The 15,766-nt window shown below is 71.9% G+C and carries 18 protein-coding genes, 1 tRNA gene and 1 pseudogene; 11 read left to right on the plus strand and 9 right to left on the minus strand.

Annotation, left to right across the window (positions count from 1 at the left end):
- Window positions 1-176: 176 nt before the first annotated feature.
- The 7 genes and pseudogenes from KV557_RS15470 to tgmC form a co-directional block, all read left to right on the plus strand.
- A pseudogene (locus KV557_RS15470) lies at window positions 177-1,499 on the plus strand (alkaline phosphatase family protein); the annotation flags it as partial.
- Between the two features lie 214 nt (window positions 1,500-1,713).
- A complete protein-coding gene (locus KV557_RS15475) occupies window positions 1,714-1,956 on the plus strand; it encodes a hypothetical protein (protein WP_374106631.1) in 243 nt (80 codons plus the stop codon).
- Complete coding sequence (locus KV557_RS15480) at window positions 1,928-2,461, plus strand: DUF6879 family protein (protein WP_218200480.1); 534 nt, start codon at window positions 1,928-1,930, stop codon at window positions 2,459-2,461. The genes KV557_RS15475 and KV557_RS15480 overlap by 29 nt, the downstream gene beginning before the upstream one ends.
- Window positions 2,462-2,492: 31 nt before the next feature.
- Window positions 2,493-3,341: a helix-turn-helix domain-containing protein gene (locus KV557_RS15485; protein WP_218200482.1), complete on the plus strand. Its 849-nt coding sequence runs from the start codon at window positions 2,493-2,495 to the stop codon at window positions 3,339-3,341.
- 191 nt (window positions 3,342-3,532) lie between these two features.
- Window positions 3,533-3,796, plus strand: a complete 264-nt coding sequence (gene tgmA, locus KV557_RS15490) for a putative ATP-grasp-modified RiPP (protein ID WP_256177436.1) — start codon at window positions 3,533-3,535, stop codon at window positions 3,794-3,796.
- An 11-nt stretch (window positions 3,797-3,807) separates the two neighbouring features.
- A complete protein-coding gene (tgmB, locus tag KV557_RS15495) occupies window positions 3,808-4,761 on the plus strand; it encodes an ATP-grasp ribosomal peptide maturase (RefSeq protein WP_218200485.1) in 954 nt (317 codons plus the stop codon).
- Complete coding sequence (gene tgmC, locus KV557_RS15500) at window positions 4,758-5,876, plus strand: ATP-grasp peptide maturase system methyltransferase (protein WP_308129915.1); 1,119 nt, start codon at window positions 4,758-4,760, stop codon at window positions 5,874-5,876. Before tgmB ends, tgmC begins: the two co-directional genes overlap by 4 nt.
- A 62-nt stretch (window positions 5,877-5,938) precedes the next feature.
- On the opposite strand, the gene KV557_RS15505 is transcribed toward tgmC, so the two are convergent.
- Window positions 5,939-6,142: a DUF397 domain-containing protein gene (locus tag KV557_RS15505; RefSeq protein ID WP_218200487.1), complete on the minus strand. Its 204-nt coding sequence runs from the start codon at window positions 6,140-6,142 to the stop codon at window positions 5,939-5,941.
- Window positions 6,135-6,968: a helix-turn-helix domain-containing protein gene (locus KV557_RS15510; RefSeq protein WP_218200488.1), complete on the minus strand. Its 834-nt coding sequence runs from the start codon at window positions 6,966-6,968 to the stop codon at window positions 6,135-6,137. The genes KV557_RS15505 and KV557_RS15510 overlap by 8 nt, the downstream gene beginning before the upstream one ends.
- A 109-nt stretch (window positions 6,969-7,077) precedes the next feature.
- On the opposite strand from KV557_RS15510, the gene KV557_RS15515 reads away from it, so the two are divergent.
- Genes KV557_RS15515 through KV557_RS15525 form a run of 3 tightly spaced genes read left to right on the plus strand, consistent with a single transcriptional unit; the run spans window position 7,078 to window position 7,780 of the window.
- Window positions 7,078-7,338, plus strand: coding sequence for a hypothetical protein (locus KV557_RS15515; RefSeq protein ID WP_218200490.1), 261 nt, complete (start codon window positions 7,078-7,080; stop codon window positions 7,336-7,338).
- Entirely contained in the window at window positions 7,335-7,571 is a 237-nt protein-coding gene (locus tag KV557_RS15520; protein ID WP_218200492.1) for a hypothetical protein, read from the plus strand. Before KV557_RS15515 ends, KV557_RS15520 begins: the two co-directional genes overlap by 4 nt.
- On the plus strand, window positions 7,568-7,780 hold the full coding sequence (locus tag KV557_RS15525; protein ID WP_218200494.1) for a hypothetical protein: 213 nt from the start codon (window positions 7,568-7,570) through the stop codon (window positions 7,778-7,780). The genes KV557_RS15520 and KV557_RS15525 overlap by 4 nt, the downstream gene beginning before the upstream one ends.
- A gap of 383 nt (window positions 7,781-8,163) precedes the next feature.
- Here KV557_RS15525 and KV557_RS15530 read toward each other — a convergent pair whose 3' ends face one another.
- Together KV557_RS15530 and KV557_RS15535 are read right to left on the minus strand one after the other, a co-directional pair.
- Window positions 8,164-8,613 carry a phosphoribosyl-dephospho-CoA transferase MdcG domain-containing protein gene (locus tag KV557_RS15530; RefSeq protein ID WP_218200496.1) on the minus strand — a complete coding sequence of 150 codons (450 nt, stop codon included), beginning with the start codon at window positions 8,611-8,613 and terminating at the stop codon, window positions 8,164-8,166.
- 2 nt (window positions 8,614-8,615) lie between these two features.
- Window positions 8,616-8,969, minus strand: a complete 354-nt coding sequence (locus KV557_RS15535) for a hypothetical protein (protein ID WP_218200498.1) — start codon at window positions 8,967-8,969, stop codon at window positions 8,616-8,618.
- Window positions 8,970-9,141: 172 nt separating this feature from the next.
- Here KV557_RS15535 and KV557_RS15540 point away from each other — a divergent pair, with 172 nt between their 5' ends.
- Entirely contained in the window at window positions 9,142-9,408 is a 267-nt protein-coding gene (locus tag KV557_RS15540) for a hypothetical protein (protein ID WP_218200501.1), read from the plus strand.
- Between the two features lie 47 nt (window positions 9,409-9,455).
- Here KV557_RS15540 and KV557_RS15545 read toward each other — a convergent pair whose 3' ends face one another.
- The 5 genes from KV557_RS15545 to KV557_RS15565 all read right to left on the minus strand — a co-directional run bounded on the left by KV557_RS15545 (window position 9,456) and on the right by KV557_RS15565 (window position 15,749).
- Window positions 9,456-12,674 (minus strand): S41 family peptidase, encoded by a 3,219-nt coding sequence (locus tag KV557_RS15545; protein ID WP_308129916.1) that lies wholly within the window; start codon window positions 12,672-12,674, stop codon window positions 9,456-9,458.
- A 213-nt stretch (window positions 12,675-12,887) separates the two neighbouring features.
- On the minus strand, window positions 12,888-13,520 hold the full coding sequence (locus KV557_RS15550) for a DJ-1/PfpI family protein (protein ID WP_218200503.1): 633 nt from the start codon (window positions 13,518-13,520) through the stop codon (window positions 12,888-12,890).
- Window positions 13,520-14,506, minus strand: a complete 987-nt coding sequence (locus KV557_RS15555; RefSeq protein ID WP_218200505.1) for a GlxA family transcriptional regulator — start codon at window positions 14,504-14,506, stop codon at window positions 13,520-13,522. Before KV557_RS15555 ends, KV557_RS15550 begins: the two co-directional genes overlap by 1 nt.
- Window positions 14,507-14,659: 153 nt before the next feature.
- A tRNA-Lys gene (locus tag KV557_RS15560) sits at window positions 14,660-14,733 on the minus strand.
- Between the two features lie 107 nt (window positions 14,734-14,840).
- On the minus strand, window positions 14,841-15,749 hold the full coding sequence (locus KV557_RS15565; RefSeq protein WP_218200507.1) for an NADP-dependent oxidoreductase: 909 nt from the start codon (window positions 15,747-15,749) through the stop codon (window positions 14,841-14,843).
- Between the last annotated feature and the right edge of the window lie 17 nt (window positions 15,750-15,766).

Below are 15,766 nucleotides of genomic sequence, written 5' to 3' on the forward strand. Positions count from 1 at the left end.
CTTACGGCCCCCCGGCCATGCCCGACCCCACCACCGGCAGGACACCGCCCAAAGCTTCCCGCCCCCTCGGCGCAGCCGCTCAGCTGATCACCACCATCCGCAGACGGGTCGGGTAGCCGGCGCGCCCGCAGGTCAAGGTTCGGTAAAGCCAGAAACTACATTCGCCAGAGTATTGCCTGGCCTACTTCACCCAGTTCGCCAACGCCCCGGCCGGCAGCCCGCTGGCGGTCAAGGGCATGAGCTCGGTGCCCGCCGTCACCGGGAAGACCCCGGACGACATCGTCGCCGCGATCAAGGCCGACGTGCTGGCCGGCACCCTGCCGCAGGTCTCCTGGATCGTCCCCGACCAGGCCTCCTCCGAGCACCCGTACGCCACCCCGGAGGACGGCGCGCACTTCGTCCACAACGTGATCGACGCGCTCAACGCCGACCCGAACGTCTTCAACTCCACCGTCCTGTTCATCAACTACGACGAGAACGACGGCTTCTTCGACCACGTCCCGCCGCCGGTCGCCCCGGCTGGCACCCCGGGCGAGTTCTACAACGGCACCAACATCGGCCTCGGTTTCCGCGTCCCGCTGATCGCGGTCTCGCCGTGGACCCGCGGCGGCTGGGTCAACTCCGAGACCTTCGACCACACCTCGGTGCTGCGCTTCCTGGAGACCTGGACGGCCGCCCTCGGCACGCCCGCCACCAGCCCGAACATCAGCGACTGGCGCCGCCGCGTCTGCGGCGACCTGACCAGCGCGTTCGACTTCGCCAACCCGGTCTACGGCCTCCCGGCGCTGCCCGACACCTCGCAGACCATCGGCCTGTCCGCCTGCGGCCCGCTGTCCAACCCGGCCCCGGTGAACAACCAGCTGCCGGTGCAGGAGTCCGGCACCCGGCAGGCCCGCGCGCTGCCCTACCAGCCGAACGCCAACCTGGACCACCTGGAGTTCGGCTCCGCCGGGGTGATGAAGGTCTGGATCACGATGGCCAACGCGGGCACCGCGGCCACCAAGTCCGCGCACTTCGCCGCCTACGCCAACGCCTACCGCGGCGGCGGCCCGTGGCAGTACACCGTCGACCCGGGCGGCAACACCAGCGACTTCTTCAACTGCGGCACCGGCTTCGGCGGCGGCCCGTACGACCTCACGGTGGTCGGCCCGAACCGCTTCCTGCGCCGCTTCAAGGGCGACGCCACCAAGGCGGGCAAGAACGCGGCGGTCACCGCCTCGTACGCGGTGGAGCCGGGCACCGGCAAGCTCGCCGTCTACTTCAAGCTGGCCAACTCCGGCAGCACCCCGCTGACCTTCACCATCGCGTCGGACAACTACCGCACGGACGGCCCCTGGACGTACCAGGTGCCGGCCGGCGGCAGCGTGAGCGACTACTTCAACGCGGCGGCCTACACCAACGGCTGGTACGACTTCACCGTCACGGTGGACGCCGACAGCAGCTGGTCGCAGCGGTTCACCGGCCACCTGGAGACCGGCACACCCAGCGTCAGCGGCTGATGGTCGCTCTCACCGCGTGGAACGTAGGCCCCGCTACCCGCCCCGTCGGGTAGCGGGGCCTCGCGCAGCTTGCAAGATGCGTCAAACCCGCTCCGAGTGCGCCGGCCCGCCCCTCCTTGCGCTCTTGACGGTCTGTCATCTCTGCGGAACGGTAACGCAAGGATGCGCAACCGACTTGGCACGGGAGGACCCGATGGCACTACGGTTCAACGGGATGGACCCCGAGACCCAGGGGAACGGCTCGCCGACGGTGTGGGTGGACGACGAGGAGCGGGAGCTGGTGTTCCAGGGTTGGAATCCCAGCGAGGAACTGCTGGCCGAGATCAGCACGACTGAGTGGGCTCCGGGCCACGCGATCGGAATCCCCCAGGGCGAGGCCGTAGTCCGTGTCCCGCTCCGCATGGCGGCGATCATTAGGAAGGCACTCGATGACGCAGAACGTTCCGGACTTCTCTAATCTGCTCAAGGCCAGTCAGCACTCCGCCGTGCACCTGGAGATGCGCGACTGGTACGGCGTGGGCGATGAGTCGGCGGACTTCGCAAGCTTCAAGCAGACCGGCGTCCACCCCGACCTCGACCCCGAGTCCGAGGGTTGGGCCGGGTGGGTGCCGCTCGTCCGAGATGCAGTCAGTCGCGGTGTGGTCATGCGCAGGGCTCGGATCGTCTCGGAACCGGTGACCGACTACATCCGCTTCGAGCATGCCGGGACCGCCGTGAACATCGCGGCCGGTGAACAGGTTCGTTGGCTTCCACGCCGCCAGGCGTCGGACATCGCACTGCCGGGCAATGACTTCTGGGTCTTCGACGGCCGGTTGGTCGAGTTCAACCACTTCACCGGCGTCGGAGAGTGGGCCGACCCCAGGTACGAACTGTCCGAGGACCCGGCGGTGGTGAAGCTCTGCGTCTCGGCGTTCGAAGCCGTCTGGGAGCGAGGCATCGACCACACGGAATACAGCGTCTAACCCCTGCGATCAGCCACCGGACAGCCAGTTCATGCCCTCCTCTCCCTCGTCCAGCGTGCAGGCCGCCCGCGCCGCCGTTGCCGCGCGTCTGCGCGAGCTGATGCTGGACGCCGGCCTCAAGGGGCAAGAGCTGTCTGCCCGGTGCGGATGGCACCCGGCGAAGACCTCGCGCATCCTCTCCGCGAAGGTGGCCCCTTCCGATGCGGACATTCGGGCCTGGTGTACCGCCTGCGGTGCCGAGGATCAAGTGCAAGACCTCATCGCCACCTCGCGCGCGGTGGAGTCGATGTACGTGGAGTGGCGGCGGCTCCAGCGCAACGGCATGCGCAAGGTTCAGGAGAATGTCTACGCGCTGAACGAGCGGGCCCGTCTGTGCCGGGTGTACGTATCCAACGTCGTGCCCGGGTTCTTCCAGACGCCGGCCTACGCCACGGCCTTGATGCGCTCCATCACGCAGTTCCAGGGAACTCCCGACGATGTGACAGAGGCTGTCGCCGCCCGCGTGGCTCGCAGCCGGTTCCTGTACGAGGGCGGTCACCGGTTCGTAGTGCTGGTGGAGGAGTCAGTGCTGCGGTATCGCATCGGCGATGCCGAGGTGATGCGTGGGCAGCTTCGACACCTGCTCACCGTGATGCCGCTCCCCTCGGTCTCGCTCGGGATCATCCCGTTCACCGCCCAGCGCTCCGTCTGGCCGCTGGAAGCGTTCTACATGTTCGATGACCAGCACACGGTGGTGGAGACCCTGACGGCCGAGATCAACGTCAAGCAGCCTCGCGAACTGGCCGACTACGGCAAGGCGTTCGTCCAGCTGTCTGACGCGGCTGTCTACGGAGACGCGGCCCGCGCTGTGATCGCGACTGCACTCGACTCTCTCGGGTGAATCGCCGCAATATCTCGCAAGTTCATTGAGGCCGGGCGTGGTTGCTCCCTACCGTCGTTGGTGCCGCTCGGGCCGTGGATGAGCACGGCAACGACAGTAGGGGAGCGCCCCCACTCTGGCCGTTCCCGCCCGCAGGCGGGGCAAGCCGGGCTGTCCGTAACTCGATGCAACAACGAGAAGCAGGAGGAGCGTTGAGCACCGCTACCGAACTCCGTCCCGTCGCCCCCTGGGGCATGGGGCGCATGGCGCCGTTGCGCAACGGCGAGCCGTCGAACTGGCGCTACGCGGGGCTGGACCCCGACACGCAGACGGGCCGGTGGGCCGGAGAGAACGGAGTGATGACCTCTGCCGAACTCGGCAAGCACGGCACCAGCGTGGGCACCTACCCGCCCACCCAGATCGGCAAGGACGGAAAGGTGGACGGCGACACCGGCCACGACGCCGAGCAGGACTAGGAGGTAGGACCGTGGACGGACACCCGGTGCTGGTCACCACCGCGTACGAGGACCCGACGGCCGATATCGTGATCACGGAGTTGAACCGGCGCCGGGTGCCCGTCCTCCGGTTCGACCCTGGCAAGGACTTTCCGCAGCGCGTCGCCTTGACGGCGGCCCTCGGCGCGGACGGCTGGACGGGCGCGCTCGCTGTTGGCGATCGGACCGCCGATCTCGCGCACGTTCGCGCGCTGTACCACCGTCGGCCCAGCGCGTATCACCCCGAGAGCAACGACCAGGCCGGCCGGTTCGCCGCGCAGGAGAACCGGCGGGGGCTCGGCGGTGTGCTGGCGGACCTGCCGGGCTGTCTCTACCTGAGCCACCCACAGGCGATCGCCCGGGCCGAGTGCAAGCCCACTCAGCTTGCCCTTGCGGCTCGTCTCGGCCTGCTGGTCCCGGCAACGCTGATCACCAACAACACTGCCGAGGCGAAGGCGTTCGCCGCCGCGCAACCCGCCATCTACAAGCCCTTGCACGCTGGGGCGTACAACGTGGACGGCGAGCCGGCTGGCATCTGGGCCGCCTCGGTCGAAGCCGGCGAGATCACCGACGCCGTGAGCCGCTGTGCCCATCTCTTTCAGACGCAGGTGCCCAAGGCCGGGGACGTACGCGCCGTGGTGGTCGGGAACAGGGTTTTCTGCGCGCTGATCACGGCCCCGCCCGGGGTGCTCGACTGGCGCAGCGAGTACCGCCACCTGACGTACGAGCCTGTCGACTGCCCAGAGCCGATTCGGACCGCGCTGCTGGCGTTCCTCGCCGAACTCGGCCTGAACTTCGGGGCGTTCGACTTCGCAGTGACCCCCGCAGGGGAGTGGTGGTTCCTGGAGTGCAACCCGAACGGCCAATGGGCGTGGCTGGAGCACGCGGCGAACCTGCCGATCACCCGTGCGATTGCCGATCTTCTGGAGAACGGAGTAACCGAGTGAGCGAATCGGAAGGGCTTCGGGCCGCACTGGCCGCACAGCTCAAGGAGGCGGGGGTGATCCGTAGCGCCGAGTGGGAAGCGGCGGTGCTGGCGGTCCCGCGTGAGGCGTTCCTGTCGGGCGGTTGGTTCGAGCACGACGGCGGCGGGTGGTACCGGCCCGTCTCTCTCACCGAGTCGCCCGAGCTGATCAGCCGGGTGTACGAGGACGACACGCTAGTGACTCAGCTCGCCGGCTGCGTGGTCCCGCGTCAGGTCGAAGGGCGGTTGTCGCAGGGGCCCACGTCGTCTTCGACGCTGCCGAGCCTGGTCGTTCGGATGCTCGAAGAGCTGCGGGTGTCGCCCGGCATGTCGGTGCTGGAGGTCGGCACCGGGACCGGTTACTCCACGGCGCTGTTGACGCATGTACTCGGCGACGACCAGGTGACGTCGATCGAGGTCGACGCGGACGTGTCGGCGCGGGCGTCCGTGGCACTCGGAGAACTCGGCTACTGGCCCGACCTGGTGGTCGGTGACGGGCTCTCCGGGTATGCGAAAAGCGCGCCGTACGACAGGGGCATTGCCACCTGCGGTGTGCGGACCGTTCCGGCGGAGTGGGTCGCTCAGACCCGCCCCGGCGGCGAGATCCTGGTGACCGTCGGCGGGTGGATGAACGCTTCCGAACTGGTGCGGCTCACCGTGGCCGAAGACGGGACGGCATCCGGCCCGGTGCTCGGGGGCGGTGTGTCGTTCATGCTGGCCCGTCCGCACATGCCACCGCCGCTCGGCATGCTGCCCGATCTCGACCAGGGTGAGGCGGCACCGGCAGCCGTCGGCGCCGATGTGCTCGACCGGTGGGCGGCTCGCTTCGTCGCGCAGTTTGCCGCGCCCACCGCCCAGCACTTCGCGATGCCCCGCAACGGCAGGACTGAACATGTCGTCATCGATGTGGCCGCCGGAGCGTGGGCTGCCGTGTATGAGGAAGGCGGCCGATGGCTGGTCCGGCAGGGTGGCCCTGCCCGTCTGTGGGACCAGATCGCTGACCAGCTCAATCGGTGGCGCCTCGCGGGCGAGCCCACCGCAGAGCGGCTGTGGCTCACCGTCGGCCCTACGGGGCAACGGCTGGAATGGGCGGGCTGAACCACGGAAGGCCCCACAACCGGCCGTGGGTAGTGGGGCCTCGGGGCAGCTTGCGAGGTGCGTCAGACCGTGCCGAACTCGTCGGCTCGGATGGCGGAGACGAAGGACTGCCAGGCCTCGGCCGGGAAGATCAAGGCCGGGCCATCAGGGTCCTTGCTGTCCCGCACCGGCATCTGGCCGGGAAGCCCGTCCGCCACCTCCACGCACTGCCCTTCCTGGACGCTGTATGTGCTCTTGCGCCACTTGGCGCGCGTTGGGTCATTCATTCTCAAATCCCCTTCGAACTCGCCGGATGAACTCTCGACTCGCTGCCCGGGACAACGCCTCGACTTGCAGTTGATCGTACTCACCGGTCCACTCGGCCAGCGTCTCCGGATCGCGTTCGAGGAAGCCCCGCCGCTGCGTCTCGCCGTACCCCACGATGGTCCTGTTCGGCATGGTCAGCAAGGTGATTGGAAGCCCGAACGGCCTGTCCTCACCGAGTGAGAACGGGCTGACCTGGACAACGATCTGAGGTTGAACCGCCAGTTCCTCCAGGTGTAGGAGCTGCTCCATCATGACATCACGGCCCCCGATGGCTCGGTGTAGGCAGCCTTCATCTATGACCGCGTGGACCCGGGGCGCAGGCTGCCGGTTGAGACGTTGCTGCCGATGCAGCAGCAACGCGAGCCGTTCGTCGGCCTGCTGCTGGGTTGCCCGTCCTCGGCGAACTCGTGCTTCCTGATATGCCCTCGCGTAGGCGGGGGTTTGGAAGAGGCTCGGGATGATGTTGATCTCGAACAGTCGAAGTGCCACCGCGTCAGCCTCGCTGCGCAGGTACTCGGCGAATCCCTCAAGCAGGACGCGCCGCCCTGCGTTGCGCCACTCCCGTTCGAACTGCCCCGGAGTCTCGAATGCTTCGTCAAGCCTTCTGGAGAATCGCTCGGTTGGAGGTTTGCGGCCAGTTTCGATGGCGGACACGTGTACGGACGAGTACCCGGTGAGCGTGGCCAGGTGGTCCTGAGTCCAACCGCGTGCCTCTCGTAGCTCGCGAAGTTGCGCGCCAAACTTTGCGGCAGGTGAGGAGTCCGGATCAAGTTCCTTGCGGTTCATGATTGTTAGCTCCTATTCCTTCCCTGATGAAAGGTTGAAGGCACCGTCGACTATAAAGCACAGTTGGCAGCCCTGGGTAGTCATCGCACTACGGAAAGGAGTTGCTGCCGTGACGCGCAAGAAGTTCCCCGCTGGGTCGCCCTATCGCCCGCAGGTCGGCGAGCTGGTCAAGGACGTGACGACCGACAAGAACGTCGTCTACATGGACACGCGGGGCGGGCTCGCCTACGTGCGGCCGGTGGGCGGTGGGGTGGAGCGGACGGTCGACCCCACCGGTATCCGACCCCTTCCGGGCGGGCCGACGCTGGTCGTCCACATCGTTCCCGCCAAACCCCGTGGCCGGCTCGGCGCCGACGAGGGCGTCGCGTGAAGCGCCAACCCGCGTTTGGTGCTGACGTGTTGGTTGCAGTCGGCATCATCGGTGCACTGAGTGGCGGCGCAGCGGCCGCCGTGACCTGGGTCCTTCCCGGTCCGCCGAGCGTCGCCACGGTGTTGGTCTGCCTGATGACATTCGCCGCCGTCCTCATGCTCGGCATCGTCGCGTCCGAACCCATCATCCGGCGGGCCACCCAGCGGCGGCTCAGGCGGGACCGCCACCGATGACCAGCCCTCCGACCTGTCCCGCGTCGGCCTGTGGTGCGCCGGTCGATCTGTTCAACGATGCCAACTCGGCCGGGCAGACGTGGAACTGCCCGCAGTGCGCCCGGTGGGGTGTCGCCTGGTCGTCGGCCTACCTCGCGGACCAACCGTTCGAGGAATCCCTGGTCGTCCTCGGCCGCAGGCTCCAGCGTCGGGCGATGGGCGAACCGTGATGCCGATGCTCGAAGTGGACCGGAACCCGCGCTCTCGTCTCGCTTTCCTCGGCCGCACGATCCTCGGCCTGATGCGTGAGCCTCGGATCACCTGGTCATGGGTCTGGGGCGCCTACTTGCAGTTCACGCCACCGGTTCTGTGGCTCAGCCCCAAAAGACGCCAAGCGGTCGCGGCGGTCGCGCAGATACTCGCGGAGGAGCGGCACGTCCGCGAGACGTGCCGCGAGGCCACCCGGGACGCACTTCACGCCGAGTTGTACGAGGCAATGGCCAGACTCCAGCGGGCGGCGGGCCCGTACGCCTTGGCCCGAGAGCTTGCTCCGGTGCCCCGTCGTCGGCCTCGGGCGTCCCGGCCGCCCAACCGGCCCAACTGATACGGCAGCTCACGCGAACGGGCCCCAGGGGAACCACGGATCGTGGACCTCCCGGGGCCCGTCCGGCGTCAGCAGGGTGAGCGCCGGCGGCGCCGCCGCGTAGTCGGCCAGCAGCACCGCGCCGTGCCGGGTCTCCAGCTCGGCCTGCACGGGTACGGGCAGCTTGCTGAACGAGCGCCGCAGCTGGAGCGCGTCCCGCCGGCTGACCGGCTGCGGGGCGCGCAGCACCAGCCGCAGCGGGCTGAGCGGCCCGGCCACCGGCGTGCCGGTGCCCAGCTCGTAGCCGACCGCGCCGATCGGGCCCCAGGCCAGCCGGTGGTCCGCCGGCAGCTCGCCGACCGCCGGCAGCAGGGCCAGCGCCGGGATCGCCGCCACCCGCTCGGGCGCGAGCAGCGCCCGCCGGGCGGCCAGCCGCTCGGGCCGGAACGTGCGGGCGACGGCCGCCCACGGCGCCAGCACGTTCAGCAGTTGCCCGCGCTGGGGCCGCGTACGGTCACCGGGATCCACTGCTCGGGCGCCGCCGTGACGTCCCGGGTGCAGCGCACCGGGTGCGGGGTGTCCACCCGGGAGCCGGCCACGGCGGGCGCGCGGCCGACCGTCACCCACGGGTGCGCCCGCAGCACGGCCCGTGCCCAGTCGGGGAGTTCCCCGCCGCCGAGCGGGCGCAGCGAGCTGGGGCACTGCATCAGCAGCAGGTCGTGCGGGCCGGGCAGCCGCCCGTCCAGCGCGGCCAGCGGCCCGACCAGTCGGCGCGGTCCGCCGGGCGTCTCCTCGGCGGCACGCCGGGCGGGTGTTTCGGAGTGGGCGACGGTCACGGCAGTCCTCCTGGGCGACGTCAGACCGGCTGACGGCTCCACCCTCCGCCCGCCTCCGGCCGGACGGCTACGGCCCCTGGACGCGTTCTCCCGGGACCAAAGGCTCAAGGTGCGCCGTTCTGGTCACAATGTGAGAGTGGGGGCAGCCCGGTATCCGTCCGGAGGAGGAGTCATGGGCATCTTCGACAGGTTCCGCCACAAGGCGCACGAGTCGAGCGAGGACGAGCGAGGCTCGGTCGGCCGCCATCAGGAACAGGACACCTCCGCGATGGGGGACGCCGCCCAGCGTGCCGCCCTCGCTCACGACGAGGCCGCCGACGCGTTCAGTCCCGAGATCGAGCGGACCCGTGAGTCGCGCGAGTCGGCGCAGCGCGCGCAGGAGGAGGCCGACCGGCGTGCCGCCGAGAACATGACGGCCGAAGGCGACCCCTGGGATTGATCCTGTAGCGGATCGATCCGGTAGGACACGCCACCGCCGCCCCGGGCTCAGCGCGCCCGGGGCGGCAGCGGCGGGCGCCGCAGGTCGGGCCGGGGGGTGTCGTCCGGCGGGGGCGCCGCGGCGGGCACGTCCTCCAGCAGCTCCAGCGCCAGCTGGACGGCGGTGGTCAGCTCCGGGTGTCGCCCCCGGGCCCAGTCCTGCGGGCCGCGCAGCACGTGCACGTCCGGCTCGACGCCGTGGTTCTCCACCGACCAGCCGAGCCCGCCGGTGAACCAGGAGGCGTTCTTCGGCACCGAGATCTGGGTGCCGTCGCCGAGGGTGTGCCGCCCGGTCATCCCGACCACCCCGCCCCAGGTGCGGGTGCCGACCACCGGCCCGAGCCCGAGCAGCTTGATCGCCGCGATGATCACGTCCCCGTCCGAGCTGGTGGCCTCGTCGGCGAGCGCGACCACCGGGCCGCGCGGCGCGTTGCGCGGCCACCGGACGGGCTGCCGGCCGCGGCTGAAGTCCCAGGCGAGGACCCGCCGGGTGAGTTTCTCCAGGACGAGTTCGGAGACGTTGCCCCCGGCGTTGCCGCGGACGTCGAGGACGAGCGCGGGCTTGTCCAGTTCGCGCCGCAGGTCGCGGTTGAACTGTGCCCAGCCGGAGCCGCCGAGGTCGGGGATGTGCAGGTAGCCGCACCGGCCGTCACTGAACTCCCGTACCAGGGACCGGCGTTTGACCACCCAGTCCTGGTAGCGGAGGGGCTGCTCGTCGGTCAGCGGGGTGACGGTGATCCGTCGCACCGGGGCGTCCGGGCCGCTGCGCAGGCTCAGTTCGACGGTGCTGCCGCCGGTGCCGGCCAGCAGCGGGAGCGGGCCGCGGAGGGGGTCCACCGGGCGCCCGCCGATCTCCAGGAGTTCGTCGCCGTCCCGGACGCCCTGGGCGGCGAGCGGGGCGCGGGCGCGCGGGTCGGAGGACTCGCCGGGCAGCACCCGGTCGACCAGCCAGCGGCCGTCGGGGGAGCGGTGCGCGGTGGCGCCGAGCAGGCCGAGCGGCTGCTGGGCGAGCGAGGGGCCCTCGGCGCGCCGGGACGGGGTGACGTAGGCGTGCGAGGTGCCGAGTTCGCCGAGGAGTTCGCGCAGCAGGTCGGCGAAGTCGTCCGGCCCGGCGATCCGGTCGAGCAGCGGCTCGTACTGGGCGATCAGGGCGGGCCAGTCCAGGCCGGACATCCGGGCGTCCCAGAACTGGTCCCGGACGATCCGGGCGGCCTCGTGGTAGGCCTGGCGCCACTCGGCGGCCGGGTGCACGGTGTGGGTGATCCGACGCAGGTCCACCGGGGTGCCGGCGGAGGGGACACCGACCGGGACGATCCGCAGGGTGCCGGCCGAGTAGACCGCGATCGAGCCGCCGTCGCCGGAGACGGCATAGCCGTCGAGCTTGTCGACCAGGGTGGTGCGGGTGCCCCGGGCCAGGTCGAAGTGCTCCAGCGAGGGGCGCCCGGAGGTGTCCTCCGGGCTGGCGAAGGTCTGCCCGAGGGTGCCGGAGATCGGCCAGCGCAGCCAGACCAGGCCGCCGCGCACCGCGTCGGTGGCCGAGTACTTGGAGGCGATCACCGGGAACTGCAGCAGCCGCTCGCCGATGCCCTGCGGGTCGACCCGGACGGTGCCGTCGCCGCCGCCGTCGCCGCGCGGGGTCCCGTCCTCGGCGGGCGCGGCGAACGGGGACGGGGCGTCGGCGGTGAGCGGGACGAGGTAGGGGCGGCAGCCGAGCGGGAAGGAGAGGTCACCGGTGTGCACGTCGTGGACCGGGTCGAAGCCGCGCCAGGACAGGAAGGCCAGGTAGCGGCCGTCCCGGGTGAACACCGGCTGCTCGTCCTCGAACCGCCCGTCGGTGACGTCGGTGATCGGCGCGGGCGCGTCGGTGCGGGTGAGCCGGATGCGGCGCAGCGAGCGTCCGGCGGCCGGCTGGGACCAGGCGATCCAGTGCGAGTCGGGGGAGAAGCGGGCGCTGGAGACCGGCCCGTACCCGGAGGCGGCGACTTCGCGGACGGCGCCGTCGGTGGTGGCGACCAGCAGCAGCCGCCCGTCCGACGCGGCGGCGGCGAGGTGGCTGCCGTCGGGGGAGGCGGTGAGCTCCAGGACGCGGCCGAGCCGCCCGGCGGCGAGCACCCGGTGGCGGTGCTTCTCGCTGCCGTCGTGCCCGGGCAGCGGCATCACCTCGACGGCGTCGGCGCCCTCGGCGTCGGTGATCCAGGCGGCCTCACCGGTGTGCCCGAGGATCACCGGCAGCCGGGTGCGCACGCCGGGGGTGTCGGCGAGCGCGCGGGCCGGGCCGTCCTTGTGGGTGAGCCAGTACTGGCTGCCACGCACGGTGATCACCCCGGCCCGGCCGGTCTGGTCGCAGGCCAGGTCCTTGACCTGGCTCGCGGCACCGACCTGGTACGGGCGGCGGCCGGCCCGGGACCCGCCGAGCGGCACGTGCAGCCGGCGCGGCCCGGGGGCGTCCAGGCTCTCCAGCAGCCAGAGGTCGCCGGCGTGCTGGTAGACGATCCGGGTGCCGTCGCTGGCGGCCTCGCGGGCGTAGTAGGAGGCGTGGTCGGTGTGCCGGCGCAGGTCAGTGCCGTCGGGGCGGCAGGAGTAGAGGTTGCCGACGCCCTCGTGGTCGGAGAGGAAGGCGATTCTCTCGTTGGGGGGATCGCCGACCGGCATGGGTGAGGCCAGGTGGCCCCGGTGCCCGGCGAGGATCTGCTCGCCGTCCGCCCAGAGCCGCCCGGTGGCGCCGCCGCGGTAGCGCTTCCAGGCGGCGGGTTCGTGCGGGGCGGCGCCGGTGAGCAGGACGGTGCGCTCGCGGCTCATCTGGGCGTCGCCGACCGGTCCCCAGGGCATCCGGCGGCCGGGAGAGCCGTCCGGGGGCAGCGCGTGCGCCCAGGTGTAGTGGCCGAAGGGCTCGTGGAAGGAGGTGACGGCGAGCACCTCGCCGTCCGGCAGCCAGCCGCGCACCCGGGTGTCCTGGCTGCCCCAGTGGCTGAGCCGCCGGGCCTCGCCGCCGGCGGTGGGGGCGGTCCACACCTCGGGGGTCAGGCTGAGCCAGCTGGTCCAGGCGAGGGTGCGGCCGTCGGGGGAGAACCGGGGGTGGCTGACCCGGGTGCGGTCGCAGGTGAGCCGCCAGGCCCGGCCGGTGGCGGCGCCGGCCTCCAGCGGGGCGAGCCAGACGTCGTCCTCGGCGGTGAAGGCGAGCAGGTCCCCGTACAGGTGGGGGTAGCGGAGGTAGCCGGGCGGGGTCACCCCTCCATCCTTCGACGGGGTGTCACACCCGGCAACCGGGGCGGGCCGCGGGGTGGGTCCGGACCGGTCCGGGTCCCGCCCAGTTCGGTCGCCGGCCGACTCCTGCGATGCCGTGCTGATGCTCGCCGTCCTCGCCGTCCTCGCCGTGCTCCTCGGCGCCCGCGCGCACGGCTTCCCCGCCCGCCGCGCCTGGCTCACGACCAGGTCGCCGGCTCAGCCGACGACGAGGTCGCCGGCGCGCAGCGACTCCACCAGCCCGGCGGGCGCGGTCGCGGTGGAGCCCGCCGAGTACGGCGGCTGCGGGTCGTACTCGATGACCAGCTGGATCGCCTCCGCGGTCGCGTCCCCGGCCAGCCGCCCGGTCAGCGACAGCGCCAGGTCGATCCCGGCCGAGACCCCGGCGGCGGTCGCGTACTTGCCGTCGACGACGACCCGGTCGGAGGCCGGCTCGGCGCCGAACCGGGGCAGCTGGTCGAGGCAGATCCAGTGCGAGGTGGCCCGGCGGCCGGTGAGCAGCCCGGCGGCGCCGAGCAGCAGGGAGCCCGAGCAGACGGACGTCGTCCACGTGGTGGTCGCGTCCACGGCGCGCACCCAGTCGAGCAGCGCCTCGTCCGCCAGCAGTTCCGCCGTCCCGGGCCCGCCGGGGATGAGCAGGACGTCGGCCGAGTCGACCTCGTCCAGGGCGGCGTCCGCGGTGAGCGCCAGGCTCGTCATGTCGGTGCGCACCGGGCCGCGCCGGGCGGCGGTGAACACCACCTCGGCGCCGGGGATGCGCGACAGCACCTCGTACGGGCCGACGACGTCCAGGGCGGTGAAGTCCTTGTACAGCAGGAAGGCGATGCGCATCAGTGGTCCTCTCCGGTCGGGCAGGGGGTTCGGTTGGGGCGGAAGCGGCGTCGGTACTCGGCGGGCGGCGCGGCCAGGGCCCGGACGAAGGCGCGCCGCATCGCCTCCGGGGTGCCGTAGCCGCAGGCGCGGGCGATCTCCTCGATCCCGTCGTCGGTGTCCTCCAGCCGGCGCCGGGCGGCCTCCAGCCGGACGCCGTCCACGTACCGGCCCGGGGTCACCCCGACCTCGGCGGTGAAGGCGCGGGCGAAGTGCCGCGGCGACAGGGCCGAGCGGCGGGCCAGCGTCTCGACCGAGAGGTCGTCCTCCGGGTGCTCGGCGATCCACTGCTGGACCTCGCGCAGCGGGTGGCGGGCCGCGACCTGGGCGGCCAGCTGGGTGCTGAACTGGGCCTGGTTGCCGGGCCGGCGCAGGAACACCACCAGGTGACGGGCGATCAGCAGCGCGGTGTCGCGGCCGAGGTCCTCCTCGACCAGGGCCAGCGCCAGGTCGATCCCGGCGGTGACCCCGGCGGAGGTGGCGATGTGCCCGTCCCGGACGTGGATCGGGTCGGGGTCGACCTCGATGTCCGGGAAGCGCCGGGCCAGCGCGTCGCAGTACGCCCAGTGCGTGGTCGCCCGGCGCCCGGCCAGCAGCCCGGCCGCGGCGAGCAGGAAGGCGCCGGTGCACACCGACACCACCCGCTCGGCCCGGCCGGCCAGCTCCCGGATCCGCGCGACCAGCGCCGGGTCCGGGTCCCGGGTGCCGTCCCCGCCGGGGATCACCAGGGTGTGCACCGGCCCGACGTCGGCCAGGTCCTCGTCCGGGAGCAGCCGCAGCCCGCTGCACGTCCGCACCGGCTCGCCGCCCTGGGCAGCGGTCGTCACCCGGTACGCGTCCGGCTCCCCGGCGGCGGTGCCCGCTCCCGCGAACACCTCCAGGGGGCCGGTCACGTCCAGGCTCTGCACGCCGTCATAGAGGACGACGAGCACGCTGCGTGTTCTCATGCGGCCAGCCTGTCAGTGGGCCGGGGTGGCAGCAATGACCTGTTTCCCACCTTTCCTGCCATCCGGAGAGGCTTCGGCTCCTGCCACCCGGGAGGTGCCGGCCGGAAACGCCGAGAGGCCCCTCGCTTTCGCAAGGGGCCTCTCGGCTGTCTGTGCGCCGCCAGGGACTCGAACCCCGGACCCGCTGATTAAGAGTCAGCTGCTCTAACCAACTGAGCTAGCGGCGCCTGCTGACGTGGAGAACATTACCTGGTCAGCAGCCGAAACACACAATCGGCCCGGACGGCCATGCGCGGAGCGTTATGAGGCCGGGACGGCCCTGCCCCGCGCAGCGTCACGGGGTCAGGACGACCTTTCCCCGGACGTGCCCGGTGGCCACCATCCGGTGGGCGTCGGCGGCGCGCTCCAGCGGGAAGGTCTCGGCCACCTCCAGCCGCAGCCCGCCCGTCTCCCACAGCTCGACCAGCTCGGCCAGCCGGGCCGCCGTCCGCTCCGCGCGCAGCTGCCGCAGCCCGAGCCGCTCGGCGGTCGCGTAGTCGACGATCGTCCCGATCCGGTCCTTGTCCGCGACCAGCTCGACCGAGGCCTCCAGCGCGCCCCGCCCGGCGGCGTCGAGCGCGGCGTCCACACCCTGCGGCGCCACCGCCCGGACCCGCTCCACCAGGCCCTCGCCGTACGCGACCGGGATCGCGCCCAGCTCGCGCAGGTACGCGTGGTTGCGCTCGCTCGCGGTGCCGATCACCGTCGCTCCCCAGGCCCGGGCGAGCTGGACGGCCACCGTGCCGACCCCGCCGGAGGCGCCGTGCACCAGCACGGTGTCGCCCTTGCCGACCTTGAGCAGGCCGAGCGCCATGTGTGCGGTCTGGCCGGAGGCGGAGAGCGACCCCGCCTGCTCCCAGGGCATTCCGGCCGGCTTGGCGACCAGGTGGGAGGTGTCCACGGTGACGAACTCCGCCTGGCTGTTCAGCACCTGGAAGCCGAGCACCTCGTCGCCGACCTCCCAGCCGTAGCTGCCCGGCCCGAGCTGGTCGACCACGCCGGCGAACTCGTTGCCGAGGACGAGCGGCGACCCGATCACGGCCCCCGGCGGCCGGAAGCCCTCCCGGATGGCCAGGTCCACCGGCTGCACCCCGGCCGCGTACACCCGCACCCGCACCTCGCCCGGCCCGGCCGCCGGAGTGGGCACCTCGGCGACCCGCAGGACCTCGGGTCCGCCGGGCTCGGGGACGGTGACTGCCTTCATGGTGTTCCTGCCTCTCG

This window comes from Kitasatospora aureofaciens (genome assembly GCF_019192735.1).
GTDB lineage: Bacteria > Actinomycetota > Actinomycetes > Streptomycetales > Streptomycetaceae > Kitasatospora > Kitasatospora aureofaciens_A.